The 25,551-nt window shown below is 48.1% G+C and carries 31 protein-coding genes, 1 tRNA gene and 4 pseudogenes; 33 read left to right on the top strand and 3 right to left on the bottom strand.

Translation table 11 applies throughout. The features are described from left to right. Positions 1-126: 126 nt before the first annotated feature. The 18 genes and pseudogenes from DWZ16_RS03890 to DWZ16_RS03805 all read left to right on the top strand — a co-directional run bounded on the left by DWZ16_RS03890 (position 127) and on the right by DWZ16_RS03805 (position 13,349). Positions 127-897, top strand: a complete 771-nt coding sequence (locus tag DWZ16_RS03890; RefSeq protein WP_107000951.1) for a ParA family protein — start codon at positions 127-129, stop codon at positions 895-897. 77 nt (positions 898-974) lie between these two features. Further along, positions 975-1,685: a ParB/RepB/Spo0J family partition protein gene (locus tag DWZ16_RS16550; protein WP_412694276.1), complete on the top strand. Its 711-nt coding sequence runs from the start codon at positions 975-977 to the stop codon at positions 1,683-1,685. Beyond that, positions 1,679-2,149: a hypothetical protein gene (locus tag DWZ16_RS16545; RefSeq protein WP_412693859.1), complete on the top strand. Its 471-nt coding sequence runs from the start codon at positions 1,679-1,681 to the stop codon at positions 2,147-2,149. The genes DWZ16_RS16550 and DWZ16_RS16545 overlap by 7 nt, the downstream gene beginning before the upstream one ends. 51 nt (positions 2,150-2,200) lie before the next feature. Next, positions 2,201-2,704, top strand: coding sequence for a DUF4446 family protein (locus tag DWZ16_RS03880; RefSeq protein ID WP_107000950.1), 504 nt, complete (start codon positions 2,201-2,203; stop codon positions 2,702-2,704). A gap of 136 nt (positions 2,705-2,840) precedes the next feature. Next, positions 2,841-3,656 carry a DUF3881 family protein gene (locus DWZ16_RS03875; RefSeq protein ID WP_412694279.1) on the top strand — a complete coding sequence of 272 codons (816 nt, stop codon included), beginning with the start codon at positions 2,841-2,843 and terminating at the stop codon, positions 3,654-3,656. Positions 3,657-4,165: 509 nt separating this feature from the next. After that, positions 4,166-4,242 (top strand) — tRNA-Arg (locus DWZ16_RS03870). Positions 4,243-4,811: 569 nt separating this feature from the next. Then, positions 4,812-5,015 (top strand): hypothetical protein, encoded by a 204-nt coding sequence (locus DWZ16_RS03860; protein WP_223385014.1) that lies wholly within the window; start codon positions 4,812-4,814, stop codon positions 5,013-5,015. After that, a pseudogene (locus DWZ16_RS03855) lies at positions 5,012-5,940 on the top strand (DUF6017 domain-containing protein). Before DWZ16_RS03860 ends, DWZ16_RS03855 begins: the two are co-directional and overlap by 4 nt. A 6-nt stretch (positions 5,941-5,946) precedes the next feature. Then, positions 5,947-6,774 (top strand): ParA family protein, encoded by an 828-nt coding sequence (locus DWZ16_RS03850; RefSeq protein ID WP_002304313.1) that lies wholly within the window; start codon positions 5,947-5,949, stop codon positions 6,772-6,774. Further along, on the top strand, positions 6,731-7,657 hold the full coding sequence (locus DWZ16_RS03845; protein ID WP_002304314.1) for a ParB/RepB/Spo0J family partition protein: 927 nt from the start codon (positions 6,731-6,733) through the stop codon (positions 7,655-7,657). The genes DWZ16_RS03850 and DWZ16_RS03845 overlap by 44 nt, the downstream gene beginning before the upstream one ends. Before the next feature lie 8 nt (positions 7,658-7,665). Beyond that, positions 7,666-8,193 (top strand): hypothetical protein, encoded by a 528-nt coding sequence (locus DWZ16_RS03840; protein WP_002304315.1) that lies wholly within the window; start codon positions 7,666-7,668, stop codon positions 8,191-8,193. Between the two features lie 54 nt (positions 8,194-8,247). Then, complete coding sequence (locus tag DWZ16_RS03835; protein WP_002588969.1) at positions 8,248-8,889, top strand: DUF3846 domain-containing protein; 642 nt, start codon at positions 8,248-8,250, stop codon at positions 8,887-8,889. 10 nt (positions 8,890-8,899) lie between these two features. Beyond that, positions 8,900-9,211: a DUF5720 family protein gene (locus DWZ16_RS03830; RefSeq protein ID WP_002304317.1), complete on the top strand. Its 312-nt coding sequence runs from the start codon at positions 8,900-8,902 to the stop codon at positions 9,209-9,211. Positions 9,212-9,247: 36 nt separating this feature from the next. Next, positions 9,248-9,730, top strand: coding sequence for a PcfB family protein (locus tag DWZ16_RS03825; RefSeq protein ID WP_002304320.1), 483 nt, complete (start codon positions 9,248-9,250; stop codon positions 9,728-9,730). Beyond that, positions 9,730-10,683, top strand: a pseudogene (locus DWZ16_RS03820) (type IV secretory system conjugative DNA transfer family protein); the annotation flags it as partial. The gene DWZ16_RS03825 and the pseudogene DWZ16_RS03820, both read left to right, overlap by 1 nt. A 90-nt stretch (positions 10,684-10,773) precedes the next feature. Then, positions 10,774-12,653, top strand: a pseudogene (locus DWZ16_RS03815) (recombinase family protein). Between the two features lie 26 nt (positions 12,654-12,679). Beyond that, positions 12,680-13,033, top strand: a complete 354-nt coding sequence (locus tag DWZ16_RS03810) for a TnpV protein (protein WP_007860259.1) — start codon at positions 12,680-12,682, stop codon at positions 13,031-13,033. 16 nt (positions 13,034-13,049) lie between these two features. Next, entirely contained in the window at positions 13,050-13,349 is a 300-nt protein-coding gene (locus DWZ16_RS03805) for a hypothetical protein (protein ID WP_007860257.1), read from the top strand. 27 nt (positions 13,350-13,376) lie between these two features. Here DWZ16_RS03805 and DWZ16_RS03800 read toward each other — a convergent pair whose 3' ends face one another. Next, positions 13,377-13,745 (bottom strand): helix-turn-helix transcriptional regulator, encoded by a 369-nt coding sequence (locus tag DWZ16_RS03800; RefSeq protein ID WP_118522297.1) that lies wholly within the window; start codon positions 13,743-13,745, stop codon positions 13,377-13,379. Positions 13,746-13,889: 144 nt separating this feature from the next. On the opposite strand from DWZ16_RS03800, the gene DWZ16_RS03795 reads away from it, so the two are divergent. From DWZ16_RS03795 to mobQ, 12 genes are all read left to right on the top strand, one after another. Then, positions 13,890-14,078, top strand: coding sequence for a helix-turn-helix domain-containing protein (locus DWZ16_RS03795; RefSeq protein WP_002596317.1), 189 nt, complete (start codon positions 13,890-13,892; stop codon positions 14,076-14,078). Then, positions 14,071-14,763, top strand: coding sequence for a response regulator transcription factor (locus DWZ16_RS03790; RefSeq protein ID WP_118522296.1), 693 nt, complete (start codon positions 14,071-14,073; stop codon positions 14,761-14,763). Before DWZ16_RS03795 ends, DWZ16_RS03790 begins: the two co-directional genes overlap by 8 nt. A gap of 5 nt (positions 14,764-14,768) precedes the next feature. Next, on the top strand, positions 14,769-15,686 hold the full coding sequence (locus DWZ16_RS03785; protein WP_012816190.1) for a sensor histidine kinase: 918 nt from the start codon (positions 14,769-14,771) through the stop codon (positions 15,684-15,686). A 134-nt stretch (positions 15,687-15,820) separates the two neighbouring features. Beyond that, complete coding sequence (locus DWZ16_RS03780; RefSeq protein WP_118522295.1) at positions 15,821-16,747, top strand: ABC transporter ATP-binding protein; 927 nt, start codon at positions 15,821-15,823, stop codon at positions 16,745-16,747. Beyond that, complete coding sequence (locus DWZ16_RS03775; RefSeq protein WP_007860246.1) at positions 16,740-17,525, top strand: ABC transporter permease; 786 nt, start codon at positions 16,740-16,742, stop codon at positions 17,523-17,525. The genes DWZ16_RS03780 and DWZ16_RS03775 overlap by 8 nt, the downstream gene beginning before the upstream one ends. 2 nt (positions 17,526-17,527) lie before the next feature. Further along, entirely contained in the window at positions 17,528-18,307 is a 780-nt protein-coding gene (locus DWZ16_RS03770; RefSeq protein WP_006874367.1) for an ABC transporter permease, read from the top strand. A 7-nt stretch (positions 18,308-18,314) separates the two neighbouring features. Continuing rightward, positions 18,315-18,776: a hypothetical protein gene (locus tag DWZ16_RS03765; protein WP_118522294.1), complete on the top strand. Its 462-nt coding sequence runs from the start codon at positions 18,315-18,317 to the stop codon at positions 18,774-18,776. Between the two features lie 455 nt (positions 18,777-19,231). Continuing rightward, on the top strand, positions 19,232-19,645 hold the full coding sequence (locus DWZ16_RS03760; protein WP_112091016.1) for an RNA polymerase sigma factor: 414 nt from the start codon (positions 19,232-19,234) through the stop codon (positions 19,643-19,645). 103 nt (positions 19,646-19,748) lie between these two features. Then, complete coding sequence (locus DWZ16_RS03755; protein WP_118522293.1) at positions 19,749-20,201, top strand: RNA polymerase subunit sigma-24; 453 nt, start codon at positions 19,749-19,751, stop codon at positions 20,199-20,201. Between the two features lie 9 nt (positions 20,202-20,210). After that, a complete protein-coding gene (locus DWZ16_RS03750) occupies positions 20,211-20,672 on the top strand; it encodes an RNA polymerase sigma factor (protein ID WP_118522292.1) in 462 nt (153 codons plus the stop codon). Positions 20,673-20,700: 28 nt separating this feature from the next. Beyond that, complete coding sequence (locus DWZ16_RS03745) at positions 20,701-20,991, top strand: DUF3847 domain-containing protein (protein WP_118522291.1); 291 nt, start codon at positions 20,701-20,703, stop codon at positions 20,989-20,991. Between the two features lie 180 nt (positions 20,992-21,171). Further along, complete coding sequence (mobQ, locus tag DWZ16_RS03740; protein ID WP_118522290.1) at positions 21,172-22,617, top strand: MobQ family relaxase; 1,446 nt, start codon at positions 21,172-21,174, stop codon at positions 22,615-22,617. A gap of 107 nt (positions 22,618-22,724) precedes the next feature. On the opposite strand, the gene DWZ16_RS03735 is transcribed toward mobQ, so the two are convergent. Then, positions 22,725-23,015 (bottom strand): type II toxin-antitoxin system YafQ family toxin, encoded by a 291-nt coding sequence (locus tag DWZ16_RS03735; RefSeq protein ID WP_002596328.1) that lies wholly within the window; start codon positions 23,013-23,015, stop codon positions 22,725-22,727. Further along, positions 23,012-23,290 carry a type II toxin-antitoxin system RelB/DinJ family antitoxin gene (locus DWZ16_RS03730; RefSeq protein WP_005924829.1) on the bottom strand — a complete coding sequence of 93 codons (279 nt, stop codon included), beginning with the start codon at positions 23,288-23,290 and terminating at the stop codon, positions 23,012-23,014. The genes DWZ16_RS03735 and DWZ16_RS03730 overlap by 4 nt, the downstream gene beginning before the upstream one ends. Positions 23,291-23,416: 126 nt before the next feature. On the opposite strand from DWZ16_RS03730, the gene DWZ16_RS03725 reads away from it, so the two are divergent. The 3 genes and pseudogenes from DWZ16_RS03725 (at position 23,417) to DWZ16_RS03715 (ending at position 25,522) form a co-directional block, all read left to right on the top strand. Continuing rightward, positions 23,417-23,815 (top strand): cysteine-rich VLP domain-containing protein, encoded by a 399-nt coding sequence (locus DWZ16_RS03725; RefSeq protein WP_118522289.1) that lies wholly within the window; start codon positions 23,417-23,419, stop codon positions 23,813-23,815. 113 nt (positions 23,816-23,928) lie between these two features. Continuing rightward, positions 23,929-24,662 (top strand): annotated as a pseudogene (locus DWZ16_RS03720) (phage replisome organizer N-terminal domain-containing protein). Beyond that, positions 24,659-25,522 carry an ATP-binding protein gene (locus tag DWZ16_RS03715; protein WP_118522288.1) on the top strand — a complete coding sequence of 288 codons (864 nt, stop codon included), beginning with the start codon at positions 24,659-24,661 and terminating at the stop codon, positions 25,520-25,522. Before DWZ16_RS03720 ends, DWZ16_RS03715 begins: the two are co-directional and overlap by 4 nt. Positions 25,523-25,551 lie beyond the last annotated feature (29 nt).

Here is a 25,551-nt window from a genome sequence, read left to right as displayed (position 1 = left end):
AGTGTGTTATACTATTAGGCAAGACAAGAACGGGAAAAAGCTGGAAATCGCTGTGCGGATGCCTGCGGGAAGGCTTTTTCCTGTCTTTCATGTGAGATAAAACCGAGGAAATGGAAGGAATACGGTATGGGACGAACGATTGCGATTGCAAATCAGAAGGGCGGCGTAGGTAAAACGACAACGGCGATCAACCTGTCGGCATGCCTGGCAGAGGCGGGACAGAGGGTTCTGACGATCGATTTTGATCCGCAGGGAAATGCAACCACTGGTTTGGGATTGGAAAAAGAACAGATTGAAGATACAGTCTATGAGCTGCTTTTGGGCGATTGCACACTGGAGGACTGTCTGATGCGCGATGTTCAGGAAAATCTGGATGTTCTTCCTTCGGATTCGAATCTGGCAGGAGCTGAGATTGAACTTCTGGATGTGGAAAATAAAGAGTCGGTGTTAAACGGTTATCTGGAGACAATCCGCGATCAGTATGATTTTATTATCATCGACTGCCCGCCGTCGCTGAGTCTTTTGACGATCAATGCGCTGGTAGCGGCAGATACGGTGCTGGTGCCAATCCAGTGCGAATATTATGCGCTGGAAGGATTGAGCCAGGTACTCCGGACGATCGGTCTGGTCCGGAAAAAGATGAATCCGTCGCTGGAGCTGGAGGGCGTGGTATTTACCATGTATGATGCGAGAACGAATCTCTCCCTGCAGGTCGTAGAGAATGTAAAACAGAACTTAAATGAGCGGATTTACAAGACGATCATACCGAGAAATGTGCGACTGGCGGAGGCGCCGAGCCACGGAATGCCGATCAACCTGTACGACAGCCGTTCGACCGGTGCAGAGAGCTACCGTCTGCTGGCAGCAGAGGTGATCAGCCGGGGAGAAGAGCTGTAGGCAGGAAAATAACGGTGAAGTGAAATTCAGAAAGGATGCCTGCCGGGGGCGTCGGGAGGTTCGTGAGGAGGAAGGAAATGTCAAAGAGAACGGGGCTTGGCAGAGGACTGGGAGCTTTTTTTGGAAATGATTACGAGGATGCAGAAGCGGGAAAAAGCAGCGCAAAGCCATCGGATGAAGCCGGAAAAAAGACTTCCGTTCGTGAGACGGAACAGGAGATAGAGAAAAAGAGCCTGGAAGAGCTGGATATGGTGCTTCCGGGATCTAAAAAACAGAAAAAATCGGCGTCTGCCGGAAAGACAGCTGCGAAAACAGTGGGAAAAGGCAGCCGTGTGGGAGTTGCAAAGGCATCCGGAAAGACGACGACAGAAGGAAAAACCCGCACAGCCGGGGAGACGGCGGCAAAATCGAAGACACAGACGGCAAAAGCGGAGCCGGTCGTAAAGATCGTTGAGGTGGAAAAAGAGAAATTTCTAAATATTTCGGAGATTGAGCCAAATGTCAGCCAGCCGCGTAAGATGTTTGATGAAGAACAGCTCGGAGAGCTGGCAGAATCCATCCGCCGTTACGGCGTGCTGCAGCCGCTTCTGGTTCAGAAAAAGGGCGATCGTTATGAGCTGATTGCCGGAGAGCGCCGGTGGAGAGCTGCCAAACTGGCAGGATTTCGGGAAGTTCCGGTGATCGTGCGCGAGTATACGAGACAGCAGACGATGGAGATCGCCCTGATCGAGAATGTACAGCGTGCAGATTTAAATCCGATTGAGGAGCGAAAGCCTACCAGATGCTGATTCAGGAGTTTGGGCTGCGTCAGGAGGACGTGGCAGAGCGCGTAGCGAAGAACCGTGCGACGATCACGAACAGCATGCGTCTTTTGAAACTGGATGAGAGAGTGCAGGAGATGCTGATTCAGGACCGGCTTACCGGAGGTCATGCAAGAGCGCTTCTTTCGCTGGAAGATGGTGAAAAACAGTACCAGTTGGCGCTTAAAACAGTAGAAAATCATTTGAGCGTCCGCGAGGTCGAGCGTCTGGTGAAAGAGCTTTTGAAGCCGAAAAAGGCGAAAAAGAAAGCAGAGCCGGAACGCGATATGGAGGTCTTTTTCAAGGATGTGGAAGAGAAGCTGAAAGGAGTTATGGGAACGAAGGTTTCGATCAACCGCAAGGATAAGAATAAAGGCAGAATCGAGATCGAATACTATTCATCAGCGGAACTGGAACGTCTGATTGAGCTTTTGGAGTCATTAAGACAGTAATCACACAAAATTCGTCCCAGGGGACGGATGATGGGAAATGAGGAATGAAAGATGGAGAGCAGTATTTTTAGCGGGATTGGCATCGATCCGGGGGTTATCGTGATCGTTCTGGCGATCCTGACACTCATATCATTTATTGCGTCCGTCATCTGTTTTTCGCAGTATAGGAAGTTGTATCGCAGATATGATATGTTTATGCGGGGAAAAGATGCGGAGACGCTCGAAGACACGATCATGGAACTGGTGGATGAGACCGAGTATCTGCGGGCAAAGGACGGAGATACAAAACGCCTGGTGGATTCGGTTGTCTCCAAGGCGCAGGCTGGATACCAAAAAACCGGTATTGTCAAGTACAATGCGTTTAAGGGCATGGGCGGCAATCTGAGTTTTGTCATTGCCATGCTGGATGATAACAACACGGGATTTGTGCTGAATTCTGTTCACAGCCGTGAAGGCTGTTACCTGTATCTGAAGGATGTCGTAGAGGGCAAGACCGAGGTGCTTTTAGGAAGTGAAGAGAAGGAAGCACTGGAGCGTGCGCTTGGGTATAAGTAAAGAAAATAAAGGATAGAAATGAGGCGGCTGTATGTGTTGGCAGCAGCTGCGGATTGTAGTTAGAAGGAGTCAATATGCATCGTTTTTTGCGAGCTGCCGGATTTAGTATGTATCAGAAGAAGAAGGACATCCGTGCCTGCTTCGCTGTCTGGCGAGAGAGGCGGGAACCTCCAGCTGTCTTCAGCTTGACAGGGAGACCGAATTATATGAGATCAAGACAGAAGTTGCGCCGGGGATCGGCGTGGCGATGTATGGGGAGCTGAATGAGCAGGATGAGATGGAGATAGAGTATTATTATCCCTATATCCTGAACGAGGAGGTAACCTCGCGGGCAGAATGTTCCATTCAGCGTCATACGGAGAAGGAAACCTATGCGGGGCTTCTGGATGAGTATAAGGTAGGGCTTTCGCTGATCTTTTATCTCTTGAATCCGATCGAATACAGGGAGTGTTACCGGAAAGAGCGCGAGCGCTTACAGGTGAATTCGGTCAGCCTGGCAGGATTTGCCAATCGGGGCAAGGTGCTTCTTCCGATCAAAAAGACGGCGCTGCAGATTGAAAAAGCCAAAGTGGCGGCGAAAAACCGGGATGAACTTTTGGAAGCGGCAAAAAATGGCGACGAGGATGCGATGGAGTCCTTAACAATCGAGGATCTGGATCTCTATTCGATGGCATCGCGCCGGGCGACGAGAGAGGATATTTATTCGATCGTCGATACAACTTTTATGCCAAGCGGGATCGAGTGCGATCAGTATTCGATTTTAGGCGAGATCAAAGAGGTTATATGTAAGAAAAACCGGTTTACCGGCGAGGAAATCTATGATCTCAAGGTGGAATGCAACGATCTGTATTTCCGCGTGGGTATCAATAAGATGGACCTGCTTGGAGAACCGCTTCCGGGACGTCGGTTTAAAGGAAAAATATGGATGATGGGAACGGCTCATTTTGCGTAAAGGTCTATAAAAAATCATCGGTTCCAAAAGTGCCTACCCGTGAACAGCTACACAGAAATTGCATACGGAGCATGTGAGAAGAGAAAATAGTTGCGGAACACATGAAAATGAATTATAATAAAATGCAGTATGAAAATACGATATATGTTTCACGTGAGGCATATAAATCTCTGTAGCTCAGTAGGATAGAGTGTTCGCCTCCTAAGGTAGAACCATGGCGGAACCCTTTTGAAGAAAAAGGGTAGCGTTTGAGGATCACTTAAGGAAGCGAAATCTGAAAAATCAGAAGAGATAAGAAAGAGATAATTCATCACGAAAGTGATTGAGTTCATAAAGTTGGTCGCCGTGACCGAAAAGGCTGAAAAAGCCCGAAAATACGGCATTTGTTCCCATAGTTAAATGGATATAACAAGCGCCTCCTAAGGTTGCGTTACAACGGCCACCTCAAAAAAAACTAAATAAGGGATTGCAGTTCGACTTTGATCGGGCTATAATCATATATCAGACACGTCCATATAGCTCAGCTGGATAGAGCACACGCCTCCTAAGCGTGGGGTCGGAGGTTCAAATCCTCTTATGGACGCCAGTGAACAACGCCGAAAGCCTTTGTTTTCAAGGGTTTTCGGCTTTTCTTATATAAAAAGCTACGAAAAAGCTCTTTCACTGTATGAGATAAAATTCTACTCCAAAATTTGATTTTTGACAACCCCTCCAGAATCGAACGGTTGTTATAAGACAAAATCGCCAGCTAATTTTTAGCAGAAAACGGGCTGTTCTTGCTAATGAAAATGCCCTTCCTGCTAATCAGCCCCAAAATCGTGCCAAAAATCCAGCTAATCAAAAAAGGCGGATGTTTTGAATACCATGCAGTTATAGCAGATAAAATTAAATATCGTTATGTACATAGAGCGTCTATTTGCCCCGCATTGGGGATGGATAGGCGCTCTTTTTTTATGCCCAAACCCATGGGCAAATACAAGAGATTGGAGGTGTTTTATTTGAGCAAGCCTGTTTATACCGCAGACAAGCCGAGCGACTGTCATTACTGCTACTTCTGGACGAATGGCAGAAAGGGCTGCCGTCTGGGTAGAAATAATTGCTACTACTTAATCTCTTTGCCGCCGAAACCCAAGTCGGAATGTGATGGCTGTCCCTATGGGCGAGATCACCCGTGCATTGGTTGGTGTACGAAGAAGGTTATGCGTGAAGTGGGGCTTCGTTGATATGGATGTGTATGAACAGGAATACCGCTTCTACTATTTTGCCCGATGTCCTTACGAAAAGACGGATACGACTTTCCGCAGCATTCCGCTGACAACAGAAAGTTTTCCGCAGAAAGAAGGTGGTGAAGCCGTGTGAGTTTTGATTATTTTTACGGTCAGCAATCCGATCTATTCACATTCTATCGAGTTCCGAAGGTGTTGTTCACGAACGAGAGGTTCTGGAATATTTCTGCCGATGCCAAGATGCTGTATGGCATTTTGCTTGACCGCATGAGCCTGTCTGCCAAGAATGGTTGGATAGATAAAAACGGTAGAGTGTATATCATTTTTACAATCGACGAAGCGAAGATGGCTCTGAACTGTGCTGAACAAAAGGCTATCAAGCTGCTCAGTGAACTTGAGAAGAAAGCAGGATTGATTGAACGTAAGCGCCAGGGTTTGGGAAAGCCCAACCTGATCTATGTGAAGAACTTTATCTCTGCTGTGGATTCACAACTCTTGAATTGTGAAAATCACAATTCTGGAACAATGGAAATCACAACTCAAGAACTTCCGAAATCACAATGTAATAATACTGATATTAAAAATACTGAATTTAGTGATACTGATTCTATCTTTCCTTCCGGAATGGTGGAATGATGGACGAGAATGACCGGTATCAAGAATACTTTGATTATTTCTCGGATCAGCTCAGTATGGATTTGTTGAAGAAGGATTACCCTTACGATTCCGAAATGCTGGATAACATTCTGGAGTTGATCGTTGAAACAGTTTGCACGAAGCGACCGTTGATTCGCATTGGTGCAGAGGAGCGTCCGGCAGAAATTGTCCGCAGTCGGTTTATGAAACTGAATGCCGAACACATTCGATATGTTATGGACTGCTTCAAGGAGAACACCACAAAGATTAGAAATATCCGTCAGTATATGCTGACTACGATATACAATGCGCCGACGACAATAGACACCTACTACGATGCTCTTGTTCGGCACGATATGTCACACGGATATTTGGAAGGAGGATTTAAGAAATTGAAAATGAAGCGAGAGGAAGGAGAGTGACGATAAATGTCGAAAAAAGCAACCATCATTGCGGTGGTCAATCAGAAAGGAGGCACTGGAAAGACCACCACCACCGAGAATCTGGGCGTTGGCTTGGCTCTTGAAGGAAAAAAGGTGCTTCTGGTAGACACCGATCCCCAGGCTTCCCTGACGGTCAGTTTGGGCAATCCCTGCCCGGATGATCTGTCTCCGACACTTTCCGATCTGATGGGAAAGATTATGATGGAAAACCCTATTACTCCCGATGAAGGGATTCTTCATCATCCGGAGGGCGTTGATTTGGTGCCGTCCAACATCGAACTCTCAGGTATGGAGGTAGCACTGGTCAATGCCATGAGCCGGGAAACCATTCTCCGGCAATACCTGGATACAGTCAAACAGAATTATGATTACATTCTTCTTGACTGTATGCCGTCTTTGGGTATGCTGACCGTCAATGCGTTGGCAGCTGCCGACAATGTGCTGATACCGGTTCAGGCAGCATACCTTCCTGCAAAGGGTCTGGAACAGCTGCTTGGAACCATCAACAAGGTCAAGAGGCAAATCAACCCGAAACTGAGGATTGAAGGGATTCTTCTGACGATGGTGGACAGCCGCACCAACTACTCCAAAGACATCAGCAATCTGATTCGGGAGAGCTACGGCGGAAAGCTGAAGGTTTACAAGACCGACATTCCCCGCTCTGTCCGTGCAGAGGAAATCAGCGCAGAGGGAACCAGTATCTTCAAGCATGATCCCAAAGGCAAAGTTGCCGAAGCCTATAAAATTCTGACGAAGGAGGTGTTAAACAATGCAGAAAAAAGGCGCAAACATCAGCTTGAAGGGGTACGATGATATTTTCTCCACCGATCAATCCAGAGCTGAAGCCCAGCAGGAGCGTGTGCAGGAAATTCCGCTTTCTGAGCTACACCCCTTTGAGGGACACCCCTTCCGTGTGGTTGATGATGAAGAAATGATGAAAACGGCAGAGAGCGTCCGAGATTTCGGAGTTCTCACTCCTGCGATTGTCCGTCCTGACCCCGACGGTGGTTATGAAATCGTTTCTGGTCACAGGCGGCACCGGGCATCGGAGCTTGCGGGTAAGGAAACCATGCCTGCGATTGTTCGTGACCTGGACGATGATGCAGCCATTATTTTGATGGTTGATGCGAATTTGCAGAGGGAGAGTATCCTGCCGAGTGAAAGAGCATTTGCTTATAAGATGAAGCTGGATGCGATTAAACATCAAGGTCAACGCACCGATTTAACTTCATCCCAAGTTGGGATGAAGTTGCAGGCAATGGATATAGTCGGTCAGGAGGCAGGAGAAAGCAGAAATCAGGTACACCGTTATATCCGTCTGACCGAACTGATTCCGGAACTGCTGGATATGGTAGATACGGGTCAGATCAAATTCAATCCTGCGGTGGAGCTTTCCTATCTGGCAAGTGAAGAACAGAAGGATTTTCTTTCTGCAATGGATTATGCTCAAGCAGCTCCTTCCCTTTCGCAAGCACAGCGAATTAAAAAGCTCGCACAGGAGGGCGAGTGTACGCTGGATGCGATGTGCGAGATTATGAATGAAATCAAGAAGGGAGAGCTGGACAGAGTAACCTTCAAAACGGATTCGTTGCGAAAATACTTCCCGAAGTCCTATACCAACAAGCAGATGGAGGATAAAATCATTCAGCTTTTGGAGCAATGGCAGAAAAAAAGAGAAAAATCAATGGAAAGGTAAGGTAAAAAATGTTTACACCCAAAAACATTCAGGGCGCTTTGGAAGAACTCTACGACCTTTGCGATCCTGATTATATGGTAGATATGCTCGTAAACTACAGTGAGGAGTTCGATGATATTTCTCCTGCGCTTCTGGCAAAGTCGTTTCAGAAAAATGCCGAGATGATTAGCGAGTATCGAGTATTGTCCTCTGCTGGTGAGGGTATCGACTATCAGGGAAAGGTACTTCTGAACAGCAGAGCCGTGCGGCTTCTGTCCTATGTAGAAGATATGAGCGGCGATGAAAAAGTTCGCACGATTCAGAGCAAGGAGCTGTGGTTAGCAGAAGATATGACATTCTATGTGGTGTCCTGTATGTCTACGATCACGATGGACAAGGAAGAAGCCATTTGTCTTAACGAACACCGCAGCGTGGTTACTACGGTGGAATGCGAGGACGATATTTTCTTCGACATGGGTTCCCTGATTTGCGAACTGGACGATATTTGCTTGTTCGAGCTTTTAGCCGATGTGGATGCGACTATTTATGAACTGTAACAGGTTCATGGATGGTCGCTTTTCTTATTTCCAAAGAAACGGAGGTATCGAAACTTGAAAGAATACGATGTGAAGATCACCGAAACCTTGGAGAAAACGGTTACGGTGCAAGCAGAATCTCACGATGCGGCAGAGGAACAGGTTAGAGCCGCTTATTACAATTCGGAGTACATTCTGGACTCCGAAAACTTTACCGGTGTTGCGTTCGGCACGACCGAGGAACGGGAGGTTCAGAAAGAACAGGCAGATACCATGAATGTGTTGCTGGTAAAGCCGTTCATGTATCCGCAGGCTGTGCAGATCGGCTGTGAGCTGGAGGATTTGCAGAAAGCCGTAGGTGGCGATATTGAGGCAACTTATCCGTTCAATGAGCCGGTTGCACTGGTGATGCACGACGAAGGTAAACTCGTAGGCAAAGAACTGAACCGTGCGCTGCGTGATGATGACGGCGATATTTATGACATTATCGCCGGTGATTTTCTGGTTGTGGGATTGGGCGAGGATGATTTTTGTTCTCTGTCCCCGGAACTGATGAAGCAGTTTGAGGAACACTTTCATCAGCCTGAGACTTTTGTACGCATGGGGCGCAGCATTATGGCGCTTCCCCTGCCGGATGACATGGTGAAGAAAGAAGATGCACCTGTCAAAGCTGATTCGGTTCCCCACAAAAGTAACCCTGACCGAGATGTTCTGTAAGGAGGTTCTTATGCAAAGAAATTCGACGATTGGAGAGCTGATGGAGCGAAAGCGGATTCAGGATGGTGCCAAGGAGTACCAGGGACATACCTATATGGACTTGGCACGATTTGATGACGCCACCAAGCACATGATTATTTTCGATGTGCTGACCGATGAATCGCCTGTCGGTTGGAAAGGCGAAAGAAATCGCCTGTATTTGAGCGATGTGGGTTATCAGAAGGCTCTGGATAACCAGAAAGCTGGCAATATCAAGATTATCAGCCATGCCGCAGTTGCCAAGGGCAATCTGTATTACGACCACAGAGATATGGCACGATAATCTGTTCACTCTACTGCTTGCAGGAGGTGATGAATCATGCAGGAAGAAGTTGAAAACAGAACAGTAAACCTGGCGATCAGCACAACCAAGCTGACGGGGCGCACTATCATTGCCGGTATCCGCAAGTATTTGCAGCACCGGGAAAAAGTGAAGATGAAAAAGGCACGAGACCCTGCCGTTCATGGAAAGCAATCCGTGAAACAGCTTTTGGGACAGAATCAGGGTGCTACGAATGTTGAGATCGACAAAGAGAGTATCCGTGATTTTGAAAAGCTCGCCAAGAAGTATGGCGTGGACTTTGCCGTAAGAAAAGATAAGTCCGTTGATCCTCCCCGGTTTCTTGTTTTTGTCCGTTCTAAAGATGCAGATGCTTTGGATGCAATCTGCAAGGAACATCAGGCAAGGGCATTAACCAAGAATGAAAAGCCGAGCGTTCTGGCGCAGCTGAAGAAGTTCAAGGAAATTGTCGCAGCGATTCCGAAGAAGGTTCGAGAGAAGAAACAGGAGCGTGATCTGTGATGGATAAGAGAAAAATGAAAAAGCTCCTGATTCTGAATTTACCGTATTTTCTGGTAGGGTTGTTCGCTACGAATTTAGGAGAAGCATGGAGATTGGCTGAGGGGGCAGATTCATCTGCGAAAATCCTCAGCTTTTTTCATGCCCTTCCGATAGCCCTGAACAATCCGTTTCCCAGCTTTCACCCGTTGGATTTGCTGATTGGTATTCTCTGCGGCGCAGGACTTCGGCTGGCTGTCTATCTAAAAGGCAAAAACGCAAAGAAGTACCGACACAATGTTGAGTACGGTTCTGCTCGTTGGGGAACGGCAAAAGATATTGAGCCGTTTATTGCACCAAAGTTCGAGGACAATGTGATCCTGACGAAAACGGAGCGGCTGATGATGAGCAATCGCCCGAAGAATCCTGCCAATGCCCGAAATAAGAATGTTCTGATTATCGGCGGTTCGGGTTCCGGTAAAACTCGCTTTTGGTTGAAGCCAAACCTTCTCCAGATGCACAGTTCCTATGTGGTCACTGACCCGAAAGGCAGCATCGTGATTGAGTGCGGCAACGCCCTTTTGAAGCATGGCTACACCATCAAGATTTTCAACACCATCAACTTTCAGAAGTCGATGCACTATAACCCATTTGCCTATATCCATTCAGAAAAAGACATTCTGAAACTGGTGACAACGCTGATTGCCAACACAAAGGGTGATGGAAAAGCCGGTGATGAGTTCTGGACGAAGGCGGAAACGCTGCTCTACTGTGCCTTGATCGGATATATCCACTATGAAGCTCCGGTTGAGGAACAGAATTTCTCCACCCTGATTGAGTTCCTGAACGCAATGGAGGTGCGGGAAGATGATGAGGAGTTCCAGAACCCGGTGGATCTGATGTTTGAAGCCCTGGAAAAGAAAAAGCCGAATCACTTTGCAGTCCGTCAGTATAAAAAATACAAGCTGGCTGCCGGTGATATATGCTCTAAGTGACTTCTTAATCATGATTGTGTCATGGTTAGTGAAGCAATCACTTAGAGCATTTTTGTTTCAGGAGGTACAGCCATGAGAAATGAAAAAATTACCCCACTGTACGAGCGCCTGAGCCGGGACGACGAGTTACAGGGCGAGAGCAATTCCATATCCAACCAAAAACAGATGTTAGAGGATTTTGCCCGCCGGAATGGGCTGCCAAACCCTACGCACTTTACCGATGATGGTATCTCAGGCACCCGTTTTGACCGCCCCGGATTTTTGGCGATGATGGAGGAAGTGGAGGCAGGGCGTGTAGAGGCAATCGTCATCAAGGACATGAGCCGGTTGGGGCGCGACTATCTGAGGTCGGTCAGGTCATGGAGGTTTTGCGGCAACGCGGTGTTCGTCTGATCGCCATCAACGACGGTGTGGACAGTCTGAAAGGCGATGACGATTTTACCCCATTCCGCAACATCATGAATGAATTTTACGCCCGTGATACCAGCAGGAAAATCCGTTCTGTGTTTAAGTCAAAAGGTATGAGCGGCAAGCACCTGACCGGCACTGTGATTTACGGCTACTTATGGGACGAAAAACGGGAGCATTGGCTGGTAGATGAGGAAGCCGCCGAAGTGGTACGCCGTATCTTCTCCCTCACGCTGGAGGGATATGGGCCTTATCAGATTGCCTGCAAATTATCCGCAGATCGGATTGAAATTCCCGTCGTACACCTTGCCCGCTTCAACGAGGGTGTGAACCGTTCAAAGCCGGTCAAAGACCCCTATGGATGGGGATCATCTACCATCGTGAACATTTTGAAAAAGCGAGAGTATTTAGGGCACACCATCAATTTCAAGACCCGCAAGCACTTTAAGGACAAGAAAAGCCACTATGTTTCTGAGGACGAGTGGACAATCTTTGAAAATACCCATGAAGCCATTATTGACCAGCAGACCTTTGATTTGGTGCAGAAAATCCGCAACAATGTACGGCGCTATCCAAACGGCTGGGGCGAAGCAGCTCCCCTCACAGGCTTACTCTATTGTGCCGATTGCGGCGGCAAGATGTATGTCCACCGCACCAACAATGGCAAGCGGATTTCTCAATATACCTGTTCCAATTATACCAAAGTTCCGTGTGGGACACTATGCCCTACACAACACCGTATCAATGAGAGTGCTGTTCTGACATTGGTTTCTGACACGCTCCGGGCTATCGCTGAATATTCCAGAAATGACCGGACGGAATTTATTCACACCGTTCAGGAAACGCAGGTTGCCCAACAGAGTGCCGATATATCGAAAAATCGCAGGCGTCTGGCCGCTGCTCAAAAGAGAGCCGGAGAACTGGAAAAACTGATTTGCAAAATCTATGAGGACAACGCCCTCGGCAAACTGCCGGATGCACGATATAGGGCGCTTGATGCACAGTATGCCAAAGAGCAGGACGCACTTGAGATTGAAATTGCGGAGCTGGATAAGGCTGTTACCGGTTACGAACAGAGCCAGAAATCAGCAGAGAAATTTATAGCCCTGATTGATAAGTACGAAAATTTTGACACGCTGACCAACACCATGCTCAACGAGTTTGTAGAGAAAATCCTTGTCCATGAACGCGCCCGAAAAGGCAGTCAGGACACCACGCAGGAAATTGAAATCTACTTCAATTTTCTAGGACGCTATATCCCACCATCCTTACAGCCGGTTCCTTTAACCCCGGAGGAACAGGAAGAACTGCGGAAAAAAGAAGAACGCAAGGACAGGCTTCATCAGAACTATTTGAAGCGGAAAGCCAGCGGTGCACAAAAACGATATGAGGACAAAATCAAGGCGAAGAAAAAAGCGGAAATGGACGCTAAGAAATCCCTGATCCGGGCTGAGGACATGAAAAAAGGCGTTTATTCTACTGTTAGCCAGCTGCCTAAAGAAGAACCGCGCAAAGGCAGCATAGCAGCCAGCGCAGCGGTTTAACCATCACGGAGCAAAGGAGCATGAATATGAATAAGTTGACTTACATTCGTTGTGGAGATTATGATATACCCAACCTAAAACTTTCTGAACAGCCGGAAACTTCTATCGGCAAGTACGGCAGGATGCGAAAATCCTACCTGAAGGAACATCGTCCTATTCTCTACAACCAACTGCTGATGAGCGAGAAGTTGTATCCACACCTGTTAGAGATTGACCGGACAGCGCAGGAGCGTATGGACACCATGTTACCTCACATGATGGAGGCTGCGGGTGTCACGGAGGAACTGAAAGCCTGTGATCCTATGCGTTGGGTGGGGCTGATGAACACATTAACGGCACAGATTGAGGAAATTTTAATCAGGGAACTGATTTGCAGCTGAATGGGAGGTGCGGGAAATGCTGACCTTTGAAAAGGTTTTGAAAGTGTTTCAGGCATATCTGGATGATGATCCTCTGTATGAGGTGGTGCAGACCAGCCACGGTTATACATTGATGGCATGGGAACCTCACCGGAATGACTGGTACAGCGCCGAAATACAGAAAACTCCGGAGGATTTACGGAACGCTTTGTTGGGTACATACGCCAACTTTCTGGAAGATAAGATTACCGGAAATGACCGCGAGCTGACTGTGACAGAAACCGGAGAAATCCAGCAGAGGTGCCGGGAACTTTGGGAAAAGTGCCGGGAAACTTGATATAGAAACGCCAGAAGGAGGCCGCGATTATGCGTCCTCCTTCTGCTTCGCAGTGTATTCCATTTTGAGCGCCCCGTCTATGGCACCTTCGATAATCGGCAGGTATTCTTCAGGGCAAAGCTTCAGCTTGTGGCTGACCCGTTGCCGCTGTTCGCTTTCTTCCCGCATGATCTCCGGGTTAAAATACCGTTCCACAGGAAGTCCGCAGATCTTAATCAACTGGATCATCACAGGCAGGCTCGGAATCGCACCTTGATTCTCAATGTTGGCAAGATACCGCCATTCAATCCCAACCATTTCTGCCAATGTTTTTCGTGCCAGACGCTTTGCCTCTCGTGCGGCTTTGACATCTGCGCCGAAGGTTTCAAAACCGGGACAATCTTCAACTTTCGCCATATAACATCACCCGGTTACATTGTATAATTCATACTTTGCCCGTGGAATGTTGCTATATGCAGGTTAGTTGAAGTTTATAATTCATATTTCGTTTCTTGCATTGTTCGAGAAAGAGAACTATAATATATCCTATGGAGGTGCGAAATGGACTATATGACATTGAAAGAGGCCGCCGAGAAATGGGGCGTGACACCTCGTAGAGTAAATTACTATTGCGCTGCTGGGCGTATCCCCGGCGCTGTAAAGATGGCTGGTGTTTGGCTGATCCCAAAGAACGCAGAAAAGCCGATTGACGGAAGGACAAAACAAGGGAAGGGGTTGCACCATGAATAAAATCCTGATTATAGATGATGACAGAGAACTGTGCGCTTTGATTAAACGTAGCGTACAAGCAGAAAACATAGAAGCTGATTTTTGTAATACCGGAAAAGAGGGCTTACAAAAATTAAGAGAGCAAGAGTATCAGCTTGTGGTGCTGGATGTGATGATGCCTGGTATGGATGGCTTTGAAACGCTGGAAGAAATCCGCAAAGAGAACAGTCTGCCGATTTTGATGTTCACATCTAAAAATGACAGCATTTCTAAAGTACGGGGCTTACGAGCCGGGGCGGACGATTATCTGACAAAACCGTTTGATATGGACGAACTGATTGCCCGTATTGCGTCCCTTATTCGCCGCTACACCCGTTTTAATCATCAAGCCGGAGCTGTGCAAAAACTGGATTTTGATGGATTGCAAATTGACCTTGAAAATCGTTCTGTTACGACGGAAAATGGCATTTTTGAACTGCCCCCAAAGGAATTTGATTTGCTCCTGTACTGTGCAAAACATCAAGGGAAAATTTTGACCAAACAGCAGATTTATGAGGAAGTATGGGGCGAAGAATATTTCTATGATGACAGTAACATTATGGCGATCATCAGTCGGCTTCGTAAAAAATTAGAAGTCAATCCTTCAAGCCCAAAGTATATACAAACGGTCAAAGGGATTGGCTACCGGTTTAATAAGGAGGTGTAGTCAGCATGGAAATTATCGTATTCTTGTCCATTGTGATTGCTGTTGTGGCTGTATTGACTTCCATCGTTCTCGTTCGGCGTGTAAAAAAACAAATAGCAGAAATGACCGATGTGCTGGTTGATGTGAAAAACGGAAATGGCAACCGGCGTATTCTATCTGCAACAAATGAACTGACAGCACCTCTTGCCTATGAAATCAATGAGATCGTTGTGGCCTATGAAAGCAGACTTTCAACTGTACGGCAGACAGAAGAAACCAACCGCCAGCTTATGACGAGCCTTTCCCATGACGTGCGAACGCCCCTTACTACTCTGCTTGGGTATCTTGACGCTACACACAAAGGACTGGTCACAGGAAAAGACCGGGATGATTATATTGAAACCGCCCGTCGGAAAGCCCATGATCTGAAAGAATACATTGATGTACTCTTTGACTGGTTCAAGTTAAATTCAAACGAGTTTGCTTTGGAGATCCAGAGCGTTGAGGTTGCAGAGCTGACAAGAAATATTCTGATCGACTGGATACCGATTTTTGAGGATAAACAGGTTGATTATGACATTGATATTCCTGAACAGCCTGTCCGGGTAAGATTGGATATGGATAGCTATATGAGGATCATCAATAACCTTATTCAAAATGTAATCGCTCACAGCCATGCGGACAAAATCAAAATTTCCCTATCGAAGAAGGAAAATAACATGGAGCTGCTGCTGGCGGATAATGGAGTGGGAATTGAGAAAGAAGATTTGAAACACATATTTGAACGGCTTTATAAGTGTGATAAAGGACGCTCTGAAAAAGGCAGCGGACTTGGTCTTTCTATTGTCCATCAGCTTGTAGAAAAGATGGGTGGAAGTATAACAGTTGAAAGTTTGCCGGGAAAAGGAACTGAATTTATGTTGCTTTTTCCTTTGGAGAGTTAAGCGGGTTCCCGTCTTTATGGCGGGAGCCTTTGTCATTTTACTGGATTTCAAATTGCAAGGTTAATGCAAGGTTGCGGCAAGGTTAATGCAAGGTTGGCATGATAGAATACCTTACAGAACAGGAGGTTTTGAATATGGATACAAATTATATCATTGAAACAAAAAATCTGACAAAGCAATACGGCTCACAAAAGAGTGTGGCTGACTTAAATATCCATGTCAAGCGTGGGAGAATTTATGGTCTGTTGGGTAGAAACGGAGCCGGAAAAACCACAACTATGAAAATGCTGTTGGGTTTAACGAAGCCTACTTCCGGTGAGGTCAAAATCTGGGGAAAGTCTTTGCAAGGAAATGAAAAGAAATTGCTGCCCCGCATTGGCAGTTTGATTGAGTCCCCTGGTTTTTATCCCAATCTGACCGGTACGGAGAACCTGCGTATCTTTGCTACCCTGCGTGGAGTACCAAACAATCATGCCATCAAAGACGCTCTGGATTTGGTCGGGCTACCTTATAAGGATAAAAAGCTGTTTTCGCAATACTCTCTTGGCATGAAGCAGCGGTTGGCGATTGCCCTTGCAGTCATGCACGATCCGGAGCTTTTGATTTTGGATGAGCCGATCAACGGTCTCGATCCCATCGGTATTGCAGAAGTGCGATCCTTTATCCGTGAGCTTTGCGACACAAGAGGAAAAACCATTTTAATCTCCAGTCACATTCTTTCGGAGATTTCCTTGCTGGCTGACGATATTGGAATTATTGACCACGGTGCATTGCTGGAAGAAGAAAGCCTTGCTGAGCTGGAGCAAAAAAGCAGTAAACATATCCGGTTTACGCTCTCTGATACTGCACAGGCGGCAAGAATTTTGGAACGCAATTTCCATGAAAACCATTTCTCTATACAGGACGACCACAATCTGCGCCTGCACAACCTTGATCTGCCTGTGGGGAAAATTGTAACTGCCTTTGTAGAAAATGGATTGGAGGTATCGGAGGCGCATACTTGTGAAGAAAGTCTTGAAGATTACTTCAAGCGTGTGACAGGGGGCGAAGGAATTGCTTAAACTAATCAAATGCGAATTTTTGAAATTGAAACGGAAGAAATTTATTCCGCTGATTATTCTGGCTGCTTTTCTGTTTCCAATCCCGCTGACTTATCTGATGACAACGCCCTCTATGATGGAGCGATATACGGATCAGGCAGATGCTTTCGACGGACTATTTAACATGGTGTTAGGATATGGTATCCAGTTTTTATTGCCCTGCATTATCGGTGTGATTGCCGCTATCCTGTTTTTTATGGAACGCGACAACGACACATTCAAAAATCTGCGTACAATTCCCGTAACCAGCACGCAAATGGTGCTTGCAAAAATTGTTGTCCTGTTTCTCTTTGGAATTGTTTTTTGTGTGGCTTCTACCATTGCAACAATTCTTTGCGGATTTGGAACATTAGAAGTTTATGGAACAGGCTATAAATTGTTTTTAGCAGTTGAAACAGGAATTTTCATTACGGCAGGAACACTCCCGTTGATTGTTCTTGTTGTCTTTTTCAGTAAGACCTATGTTTTTTCCATTTTGCTGTGTGTCTTTTACAGCGTTCTGAACATGAGTGCTACGGCATTGTTTGACACACTGCCTAAAACCATGTTATGGCTTCTGCCCACGCCACTGACTACATTTTGGAGTGCAGGAGATATGGCGGCTCATGGAATAAAAATGGACTTGGAGCAAATGACAGGGCTAATTCCTTCAACATTTCAAGTTGTATTCATTCTTGGGATCATGGCATTAGTTTCGTTCTTACTGATTGACAGATTATATAAGCAGAGGGGGGAATAAACATGGTTCGCATTGTAAAAACAGAATTTTATAAATTGAAAAGGTATCATATCCTTTGGGCGGGTGTTGCGCTCATGCTCCTATCCGTCTTGCTGACCTTGTTTACCTCTATGGCGAATGATGGTTCCGTTTGGGATTTCGCCTATCTTACAGAACAGGTCATCAAAAACAATATGTCCATGATTTTTCCGATGTGTATCAGCCTAATTGCTGGATATATGATTTCTCGTGAGCAGACGGATGACACATTGAAAAATATTCTGACTGTGCCGATCTCTTTTAAGAAACTGCTGACCGGGAAATTGATTGTGTGCGGCGTATTGTCTATTATTTTCGGGCTGATATGCAGCCTGTTTACAATCATAGCAGAAATGATTGTGGGATTTCCCGGCTTTGAAATTTCCTTAGCACTAAAAGCAACCTTGCAGATTACCGCGGTTAATTTCTTTTTATATCTTGCGGTTCTGCCGATTATCGCTCTTACTTGTCGGAGGGCGGGCAGCTTTTTAGTCGGTGTAATCATTGCTTTTGTCTATGGATATGGAGGGATGTTTGCCGCAGGAAATATGACATTAGCAAACCTTTATCCGATTACCGCAAGTCTCGGAATGGTAGGCTACCGTAGCTATGATACCGCAGTCAACTGGAATATCGGAACCTGTTCTTGCAGTCTTGTGCTTGCTGTTGTTATTTCTGCCATCTTGATTTTGTGCATGAAAGAGCGAGAAGCAACCCAAACAAAGAAAAAGGCCAAAAAGGTAGCACCAAAGAAAGGCTGGTGATGATTTTATGAAGAAAACAGTTTTAGCATTGGCATTTGTTCTTTTTGGAAGTTTTATGCTTTCTGGCTGTTCAAAAGATGAAATTCTCGATCATTATAATAATATCGTTCAGTCAGCTGGAACCATAGAGCTTACAGGAAAGTTATCTTTGGAAGGAACAAAAGAAAAAGGGATCGATGATTATACGGGAACTTATACGGCTGATTATGAGAATTTTTCAGATACAGAGTATTTGTTCGGAGGAACTTCCATAAAAAGAGAAGCCGGTAAGGAGCTGTCTATTGACTGCACTTTGGAGGTTACGGAAGGTACTGCAAAAGTATTTTGGATTTCTGGATCGGATGAAGCAGTCACTTTGATTGAAACAACCGGAACTTATAGTGACACAATTACACTTCCTGATGGTGGAAATTATATCGGCATTGAGTGTGAGGACTTTACTGGAAACATTGAATTGAATATTGAATAACATTCTGCCGCACGACGGCAAAAGAAAAAAGCCGTCGTACAGCAGACACATTTCCACGCGCCTATGAAGCGGCGGCTTTGAGAAGATCAGAGCCGCCGTTTCTTTTCGTCTATCCCAATCTAACGACGACCTAACACCGTGTAAATCCACGGCGGCACATAGGAGGATTGCCGCCGTGTCTATTTTTGCCTTTTTACACAGTACCCATGATCTGCACCAGCTAAAAAAAGCCTGTTCCCAGCAGCGGAGCAATGCGGTCAGAAGTATGCACTATACCATGTAACTAAACAGCAAAATATACTCTATTACGCTCGTATGGCTTTATGCCGTCCGGGCGCTTTTTTGTCCCTGTGGAGCCGGAACATCGGGTCAGCATGGCCCGAACTTTATCCCCGGTGCCGTTCTCCGCCGCCCCATTCAGATTTACCAAAAAAATCTGAATGGAGGAAAGGCAGATGGAAGTTACCATCAATTATAACGGACAAGCTGTGGCCGTGGAGGTCACGCTGGAAGTCTATGAATTTCTTGACCGAGCCGATCACAAAACGGAGAACCTGTTTCATGAACAGCGGCGGCATTGGGATGGCCGGGAGTTTGACGAGTACATCATTACCACCGAGGGCGTAGGAGCCTACGGAGAAACGCCGGAAGAATATCTTTGCCACATGGAAACGCTGCATGAGCTGATGGCTGTTCTGGACACCTGTACTGAGGCCCAGCGCCGCCGGTTCCTGCTCTATGCGCTTGAGGGACTGAGCCTTGCAGAGATCGGTGTGCTGTGCGGCTGCTCCAAAGTGGCTGTGTATCAAAGTGTGGAGGCGGTCAGAAAAAAATTTATAAATTTCTTTGAGAACAGGCTTAACGAATGACCTGTTTTCTGGCTACCAAGTGAAAGGGATCATTTCCCTTATCTCAGCGAGGGGCGGACAGCGGACGAGCTGCCCGCCTTTCCGATTTTCAGGAGGTAAGCCTATGAAAACAATCAATCTGCGGTGGATGTATCCCCACTACCGGCATGACGAGTTTGTGGATGTTACGGACGAGGTATGGACAGCGATGTATCAGGCCCAGCGGGAGATGGAGAACTATGAGCGCCGGAAAGTCTACCACCGCGCCTACTACTCTCTGAACGCATACAGCTGGCTGGAAAATTACGCGCTGGAACACAGCAGATCGCCGGAAGATATTTTGCTGGAACGAGAAGAAATGACCACCCGCCTGCACCTGATTGCAGCTCTGCCGGTGGCTCTGGCTCATGCCACTCCGACACAGGCCCGCCGTGTTCACGCCTACTACATTGCCGGTATCAAGCAGCTGGAAATCGCCCGGAGAGAGGGCGTCCACAGCAGCAAGGTCAGCGTTGCCATCCGCCGGGGTCTGCGGAATATGCGCCGTTGCTATAATGGCCTTTTCCAAACAGAGTGAGGCGTGCCTATGCAGACCATCAATCTCAAACAATATTATCCATTTTGCAAAGAGGACATTTTTGTGGAGGTGTCCGATGAGATCGTCGAAGCGTTTCTTCTGGATAAGAGAGCCGAGGCCGCCAGAGAACGCAAGATGTTCCGGTATAAGGCGTTTTACTCCCTCGATTGTAACGACGGAATCGAAAATGCCGCTATCGGCTGGGCGCAGCCATCGCCGGAGGATCATCTGATAGAAAAAGAGGAATTAGCCGAATACGAAGAACTGATACAGCGATTGTACGAAGCCATTTCTTCCCTGTCCCCCATACAGGCTCGCCGTGTCCACGCCCGCTATATATTGGGTATGAAAGTGAAAGACATTGCCGCAATGGAGGGTATCACACCATCGCAGGCGGGAAAATCCATCCACGCTGCACTGCGGAGGCTGCGCCGGTACTTTGCGCGTCAGAAATGGACGGTCAATCTATGAGCGTTTCCCAAGAAAAGAGGTGCATGACATGAACGAAAAAATTACAGCCCACCCCCAAAAAGAAGAACGGGAGAAAGTCCTGAAGGAGATCCGGCAGCTTGAAAACCGAAAGAAGATTTTGGAGAACAAGCAGCGGAACGAAGAACGCAGGGTTCGCACCCGCCGCCTGATTGAGCGCGGAGCCATTTTGGAGGGGATTTTCCCGTTGGCTCCCGACCTTTCCGGCGCAGAGGTCAAAGCATTTTTGATTGCCCTGTCCCATCTTCCGGGGGCTGCGGAATTGACTGCAAACCTGTCAAAATCCGGGGATACGCCATAAGTCCCTTGTTACAAGGGCGCACTTATACACCGTTGCCGGTGCTGTGCGCTGCCGGGGGCGTTGCGTACTTCGTCCGCGATGAGCTACGCTCCCCAAACCCCTTGTGCGCTCTGCGCAGCCAAACACCCGCTTTGCGTTTGTCCGGCTCCACAGAGCCTGTTATCCCCTCACTGAAAGGAGGTGTTCTCCATAGATTTCTGTCATATCCCGGTCAGTATCATCAAGCGCAGCGCAGGCCGTTCTGCCGTTGCCGCAGCTGCTTACCGCAGCGGAACCAAGCTGACAAATGAATGGGATGGAATGACCCACGACTACACCCGGAAAGGCGGCATTGTCCATGAGGAGATCATGCTGCCTGCCCATGCCCCGCCGGAGTTTGCAGACCGTTCTATCCTCTGGAACAGCGTGGAGCAAATTGAGAAAGCAAGGGATAGCCAGCTTGCCCGCGAGATTGAGGCAGCTTTGCCCCGTGAACTGTCCGGCCAACAACAGCTTGCCCTTGTGCGTGCCTATGTGAAGGACAACTTTGTAGACAAAGGAATGTGTGCCGACTTTGCTATCCATGACAAGGGAACCGGCAACCCTCATGTTCATATCATGCTGACGCTCCGGCCTCTCAAAGAAAACGGACAGTGGGGCGCAAAGTGCCGCAAGGCATACGATCTGGACGAGAACGGACAGCGCATCCCGGATGGGAGAGGCGGCTGGAAAAATCATCGGGAGGATACGACCAACTGGAACGATAAAGGGAATGTGGAGATTTGGAGGGCAGCGTGGGCGGCCTGCACCAACCGGGCATTGGAGGCTGCCGGTCAGCCCGCCCTGGTAGACCACCGCAGCTACAAGCGGCAGGGCATTGATAAAATTCCCTCTGTCCATCTGGGGCCAGCTGCCAGTCAAATGGAAAAGCGCGGTATCCGCACCGACAAGGGGGAAGTAAACCGGCAGATCGCCGCTGACAACAAACTGCTGAAAGAAATTAAAGCCCGCATTACCCGCCTTTATCGCTGGTCGAAAGACGAAGCGGAAAAACCACAAACACAGCAAAGCAGCTTGACCGCTTTGTGGGAGGCCCAGCAGCAGCTGAACGCTCCCCGCACCCGCACCGGAAAAATCCGGGCTTTGCAGGAAAGCGCTGCACTATTCAGCTTTTTACAGGCAAACGGCATCCAGTCTATGCAGCAGCTCCATGAAAAAATCGCTGATATGAACAGCCGTTACTATGACCTGCGGGGAAAGATCGTCAAGGCTGAGCGCCGGATCGCCATTCTTACCGAACGCGGGGAGATGTGGGAACAGTACAACCAGTACAAGTCCATCCACAAACAGCTTGCCAAAGTAAAGCCGGAAAAGCGGGAACAGTTTGAGCAGTGCCACAGCCGGGAACTGATCCTGTATGACGCAGCAGTCCGGTATCTGAAAGACTTGAAAGACAGCGGCGAGGGAATCACCCCGAAGGCATGGCAGCGGGAAATCGACCAGCTGACCGCCGGAAAGCAGACGGACACGCTTGCCATGAAATCCATGCGGGAGGATTTGAAAGCAGTGGAACGGCTCCGCAAAACCGCCGAGCAGCTGTCCCGGCAGGAACGGAACAAGTCTCACGATCAGGAGCCGGAGCGGTAAAGGATACTGCATTTTGGCGTACCCCTGTCAAGTGCGTCGCGTTTCACGACACCCTTTTGCATACAGAAAAACCGCCGTACAGGTTTCCCCATACGGCGGCAGAATGTTTATTTGCCGAACAAGTCGCTGTGTGTGCCGGTGCGGGCCAGCGTCAGCACCAGAACATCATCCTCTATGCGGTAGACAAGCAGCCAGTCCGGGAGAATATGACATTCCCGATGGCCTGCCCAATCGCCGGACAGGTCATGGTCACGGTTCTTATCCGGCAGCGGTTCGCCCATTGCCAGCAATGCTACGACCTGCTCCAGCAGCTCAATCTTCAAGCCACGCTTTATGGCTCGTTTGTAGTCCTTTTTGAAACTGGTCGTGTACTTGACGGTATATTTGGTTTCTTTCATCTTTTCAGGTCAGCAAACAACTCGTCAAGGTCATTGTAACCCTTTACAGACGGGTCTTTTGCAATCCTTTCCGCTTCCAGCATGGCAGCAACCGTTTCTTTGTTCGGCTGTTCCAGCCTTACCTCAAAGGGAATGCCGCCTTCACGAAGCGACTGGCGCACAAAGATGTTAAACGCCGTAGTCAGGTTCATGCCAAGTTCAGTAAACAGTGCGTCCGCTTGCGCTTTCAAATCTGCGTCCATGCGGATACTGATGTTTGTGGTATTTCCAGCCATACGATCAACCCCTTTCTGCTGGCAATTATAGTATATGCCATTTGCACGAAGAAAACAATGCTTTGCACGAATATTTAACAATAAATTCATTCAAGGAGGATACCTGCTTTATGAAAGAAATCATTTATGAAGAACAACAAGTCTGAACCTATCCCCGTCATGGATTACCGCCAGTACCGCAGAGTGCGGAGGCTGGTGCATGAGTGCTGTAACTACATCGACGGAAACTGTATCGCCCTGGACGATGGGGAGAAATGTGTCTGTGTCCAGTCCATTTCCTATTCCCTGTTGTGCAGGTGGTTTCGGACGGCGGTATTGCTGCAGGATAAGGAACTGGAAACGGCGCTGTTCCACCGGATGAATGCGAAGAAATGCGCCGTATGCGGGGCGCTGTTTACCCCCGGTTCCAACCGGGCCAAATACTGCCCGGAATGTGCCGCACGCATGAAGCGGATCAACGCCGCAAAGCGCAAGCGGAAACAACGGGAGAAATGTCACGCTTTAGGGGCTGAAAAACCCTTGTAAATCAAGGATTTTTTCGAGGGTGTCAAAGGCAGGCTGATAGATTTATCCTCCGACCCCTAAAACGGCCTTAAAATGCGTACAGAATCCCAAGAGAAACCCCAAGGAGGAACCCTATGTCAGACAACCGAAAATATTATTACCTGAAACTCAAAGAAAACTATTTTGACGATGATTCCATCGTGCTGCTGGAAAGTATGCAGGATGGTGTGCTGTATTCCAACATTCTGCTCAAGCTGTATCTGAAATCGCTGAAACATGGCGGGCGGCTCCAGCTTGACGAGGACATCCCTTACACGGCGCAGATGATCGCCACCATCACCCGCCAGCAGATCGGCACTGTGGAGAGAGCCTTGCAGATCTTTTTGAAGCTGGGCCTTGTGGAAGTACTGGACAGCGGCACATTCTACATGAGCAACATCGAACTTTTAATCGGCCAGTCCTCTACCGAGCTGAGCGAAAGCGGGCTGCGAGGCTCCAAAATAAGGCTCTTTCTGCGCCCCGGACAAACGGCGGACATTTGTCCGACATTCGTCCACCAGAGATAGAGATAGAGTTAGAGAAAGAGATAGAGATAAAGAGAGAGATAGAGAAGGGACACCCCGCCCACGCCTATGGCCGTTACCAGAATGTTTTCCTGACGGACGGGGAACTGGCAGACTTACAGGCCAGCTTTCCCACTGTATGGGGCCAGTACATCGAAAAGCTGTCCGAGTACATGGCTTCTACCGGCAAGCGGTATCAGAGCCATGCTGCCACCATCCGGCGCTGGGCCGGTGAGGATGCGAAGAAAGCAGCCCCGCCCACCCGCAACCGGGATTACAGCGTAAAGGAGGATGAAACCGTATGATTGAGATTACCGCAGAAATCCGGGCGCTGATCGACAAGGCAGCCGCCGGTGTGGAACTGCCCGGGGACGAGTACATAGACCCGGCAGACGGCCTCATTCACTGTAAGAAATGCGGCGGCCAGAGGCAGACCGTTGTGCCATGCTTTGGGAAATCCGGCTACTTTATGCCGCGCTGCATCTGCCAGTGCCAGCGGGAGGCTGAGGAGCAGCGCAAGGCTGCTGAAGAACGGCAGCGCCGCATGGAGCGTATCAAACGCCGGAAGGCCCAGGGCCTGCAAGACCGCTATCTGTACGACTACACCTTTGCCAACGACAACGGCCAAAACCCATTGATGGACAAGGCCCGCGCCTATGTGGAGAACTGGAAGGAGGCATATAAAAACAACACCGGCCTGCTGTTGTTCGGGGATGTGGGAACCGGCAAGTCCTTTTTCGCCGGTTGTATTGCCAACGCCCTGCTTGACCGGGATGTGCCGGTGCTGATGACGAACTTCCCCACCATTCTGAACCGCCTGACCGGGATGTTCTCTGAGGACAGGTCAGAGTTTATTGCCAGCTTTGACGAGTATGACCTGCTTATCATTGACGATCTGGGTGTAGAGCGCAGTACCGAATATGCCATGGAGCAGATGTTTTTCGTCATTGACAGCCGCTACCGCAGCCGCAGACCTATGATTATCACAACAAACTTGAAACTGTCCGAGCTGAAGAATCCGCCTGATCTGGCCCACGCCCGTATCTATGACCGTATTTTGGAACGGTGTGCGCCGATCCTCTTTGACGGGAAGAATTTCCGGGAAGAAAATGCCGGTGCTACCCGACAGACAGCAAAAGACATTGTAAACAGTAAGCACGACTGATTTTTTACCGGGCGGCACAGACCCGTTCG

Source organism: Clostridium sp. AF29-8BH, assembly GCF_003478145.1.
GTDB lineage: Bacteria > Bacillota > Clostridia > Lachnospirales > Lachnospiraceae > Otoolea > Otoolea fessa.
Note: the sequence above shows the minus strand (reverse complement) of the source record. Positions and strands in the feature narration are given on the sequence as shown.

Coding starts and splice junctions, on each gene's coding strand:
- DWZ16_RS03860 (WP_223385014.1), top strand. CDS start 4,812: ATGGGCGAGATCACCCGTGCATTGGTTGGTGTACGAAGAAGGTTATGC.
- DWZ16_RS03765 (WP_118522294.1), top strand. CDS start 18,315: ATGAAGAAAACAGTTTTAGCATTGGCATTTGTTCTTTTTGGAAGTTTT.
- DWZ16_RS03850 (WP_002304313.1), top strand. CDS start 5,947: ATGTCGAAAAAAGCAACCATCATTGCGGTGGTCAATCAGAAAGGAGGC.
- DWZ16_RS03795 (WP_002596317.1), top strand. CDS start 13,890: ATGGACTATATGACATTGAAAGAGGCCGCCGAGAAATGGGGCGTGACA.
- DWZ16_RS03890 (WP_107000951.1), top strand. CDS start 127: ATGGGACGAACGATTGCGATTGCAAATCAGAAGGGCGGCGTAGGTAAA.
- DWZ16_RS03810 (WP_007860259.1), top strand. CDS start 12,680: ATGAATAAGTTGACTTACATTCGTTGTGGAGATTATGATATACCCAAC.
- DWZ16_RS03800 (WP_118522297.1), bottom strand. CDS start 13,745: ATGGCGAAAGTTGAAGATTGTCCCGGTTTTGAAACCTTCGGCGCAGAT.
- DWZ16_RS03760 (WP_112091016.1), top strand. CDS start 19,232: ATGGAAGTTACCATCAATTATAACGGACAAGCTGTGGCCGTGGAGGTC.
- DWZ16_RS03845 (WP_002304314.1), top strand. CDS start 6,731: ATGCAGAAAAAAGGCGCAAACATCAGCTTGAAGGGGTACGATGATATT.
- DWZ16_RS03805 (WP_007860257.1), top strand. CDS start 13,050: ATGCTGACCTTTGAAAAGGTTTTGAAAGTGTTTCAGGCATATCTGGAT.
- DWZ16_RS03790 (WP_118522296.1), top strand. CDS start 14,071: ATGAATAAAATCCTGATTATAGATGATGACAGAGAACTGTGCGCTTTG.
- DWZ16_RS03715 (WP_118522288.1), top strand. CDS start 24,659: ATGATTGAGATTACCGCAGAAATCCGGGCGCTGATCGACAAGGCAGCC.
- DWZ16_RS03735 (WP_002596328.1), bottom strand. CDS start 23,015: ATGAAAGAAACCAAATATACCGTCAAGTACACGACCAGTTTCAAAAAG.
- DWZ16_RS03780 (WP_118522295.1), top strand. CDS start 15,821: ATGGATACAAATTATATCATTGAAACAAAAAATCTGACAAAGCAATAC.
- DWZ16_RS03755 (WP_118522293.1), top strand. CDS start 19,749: ATGAAAACAATCAATCTGCGGTGGATGTATCCCCACTACCGGCATGAC.
- DWZ16_RS03725 (WP_118522289.1), top strand. CDS start 23,417: ATGAAGAACAACAAGTCTGAACCTATCCCCGTCATGGATTACCGCCAG.
- DWZ16_RS03730 (WP_005924829.1), bottom strand. CDS start 23,290: ATGGCTGGAAATACCACAAACATCAGTATCCGCATGGACGCAGATTTG.
- DWZ16_RS03830 (WP_002304317.1), top strand. CDS start 8,900: ATGCAAAGAAATTCGACGATTGGAGAGCTGATGGAGCGAAAGCGGATT.
- DWZ16_RS03785 (WP_012816190.1), top strand. CDS start 14,769: ATGGAAATTATCGTATTCTTGTCCATTGTGATTGCTGTTGTGGCTGTA.
- DWZ16_RS16550 (WP_412694276.1), top strand. CDS start 975: ATGTCAAAGAGAACGGGGCTTGGCAGAGGACTGGGAGCTTTTTTTGGA.
- DWZ16_RS16545 (WP_412693859.1), top strand. CDS start 1,679: ATGCTGATTCAGGAGTTTGGGCTGCGTCAGGAGGACGTGGCAGAGCGC.
- DWZ16_RS03770 (WP_006874367.1), top strand. CDS start 17,528: ATGGTTCGCATTGTAAAAACAGAATTTTATAAATTGAAAAGGTATCAT.
- DWZ16_RS03745 (WP_118522291.1), top strand. CDS start 20,701: ATGAACGAAAAAATTACAGCCCACCCCCAAAAAGAAGAACGGGAGAAA.
- DWZ16_RS03750 (WP_118522292.1), top strand. CDS start 20,211: ATGCAGACCATCAATCTCAAACAATATTATCCATTTTGCAAAGAGGAC.
- DWZ16_RS03825 (WP_002304320.1), top strand. CDS start 9,248: ATGCAGGAAGAAGTTGAAAACAGAACAGTAAACCTGGCGATCAGCACA.
- DWZ16_RS03840 (WP_002304315.1), top strand. CDS start 7,666: ATGTTTACACCCAAAAACATTCAGGGCGCTTTGGAAGAACTCTACGAC.
- DWZ16_RS03880 (WP_107000950.1), top strand. CDS start 2,201: ATGGAGAGCAGTATTTTTAGCGGGATTGGCATCGATCCGGGGGTTATC.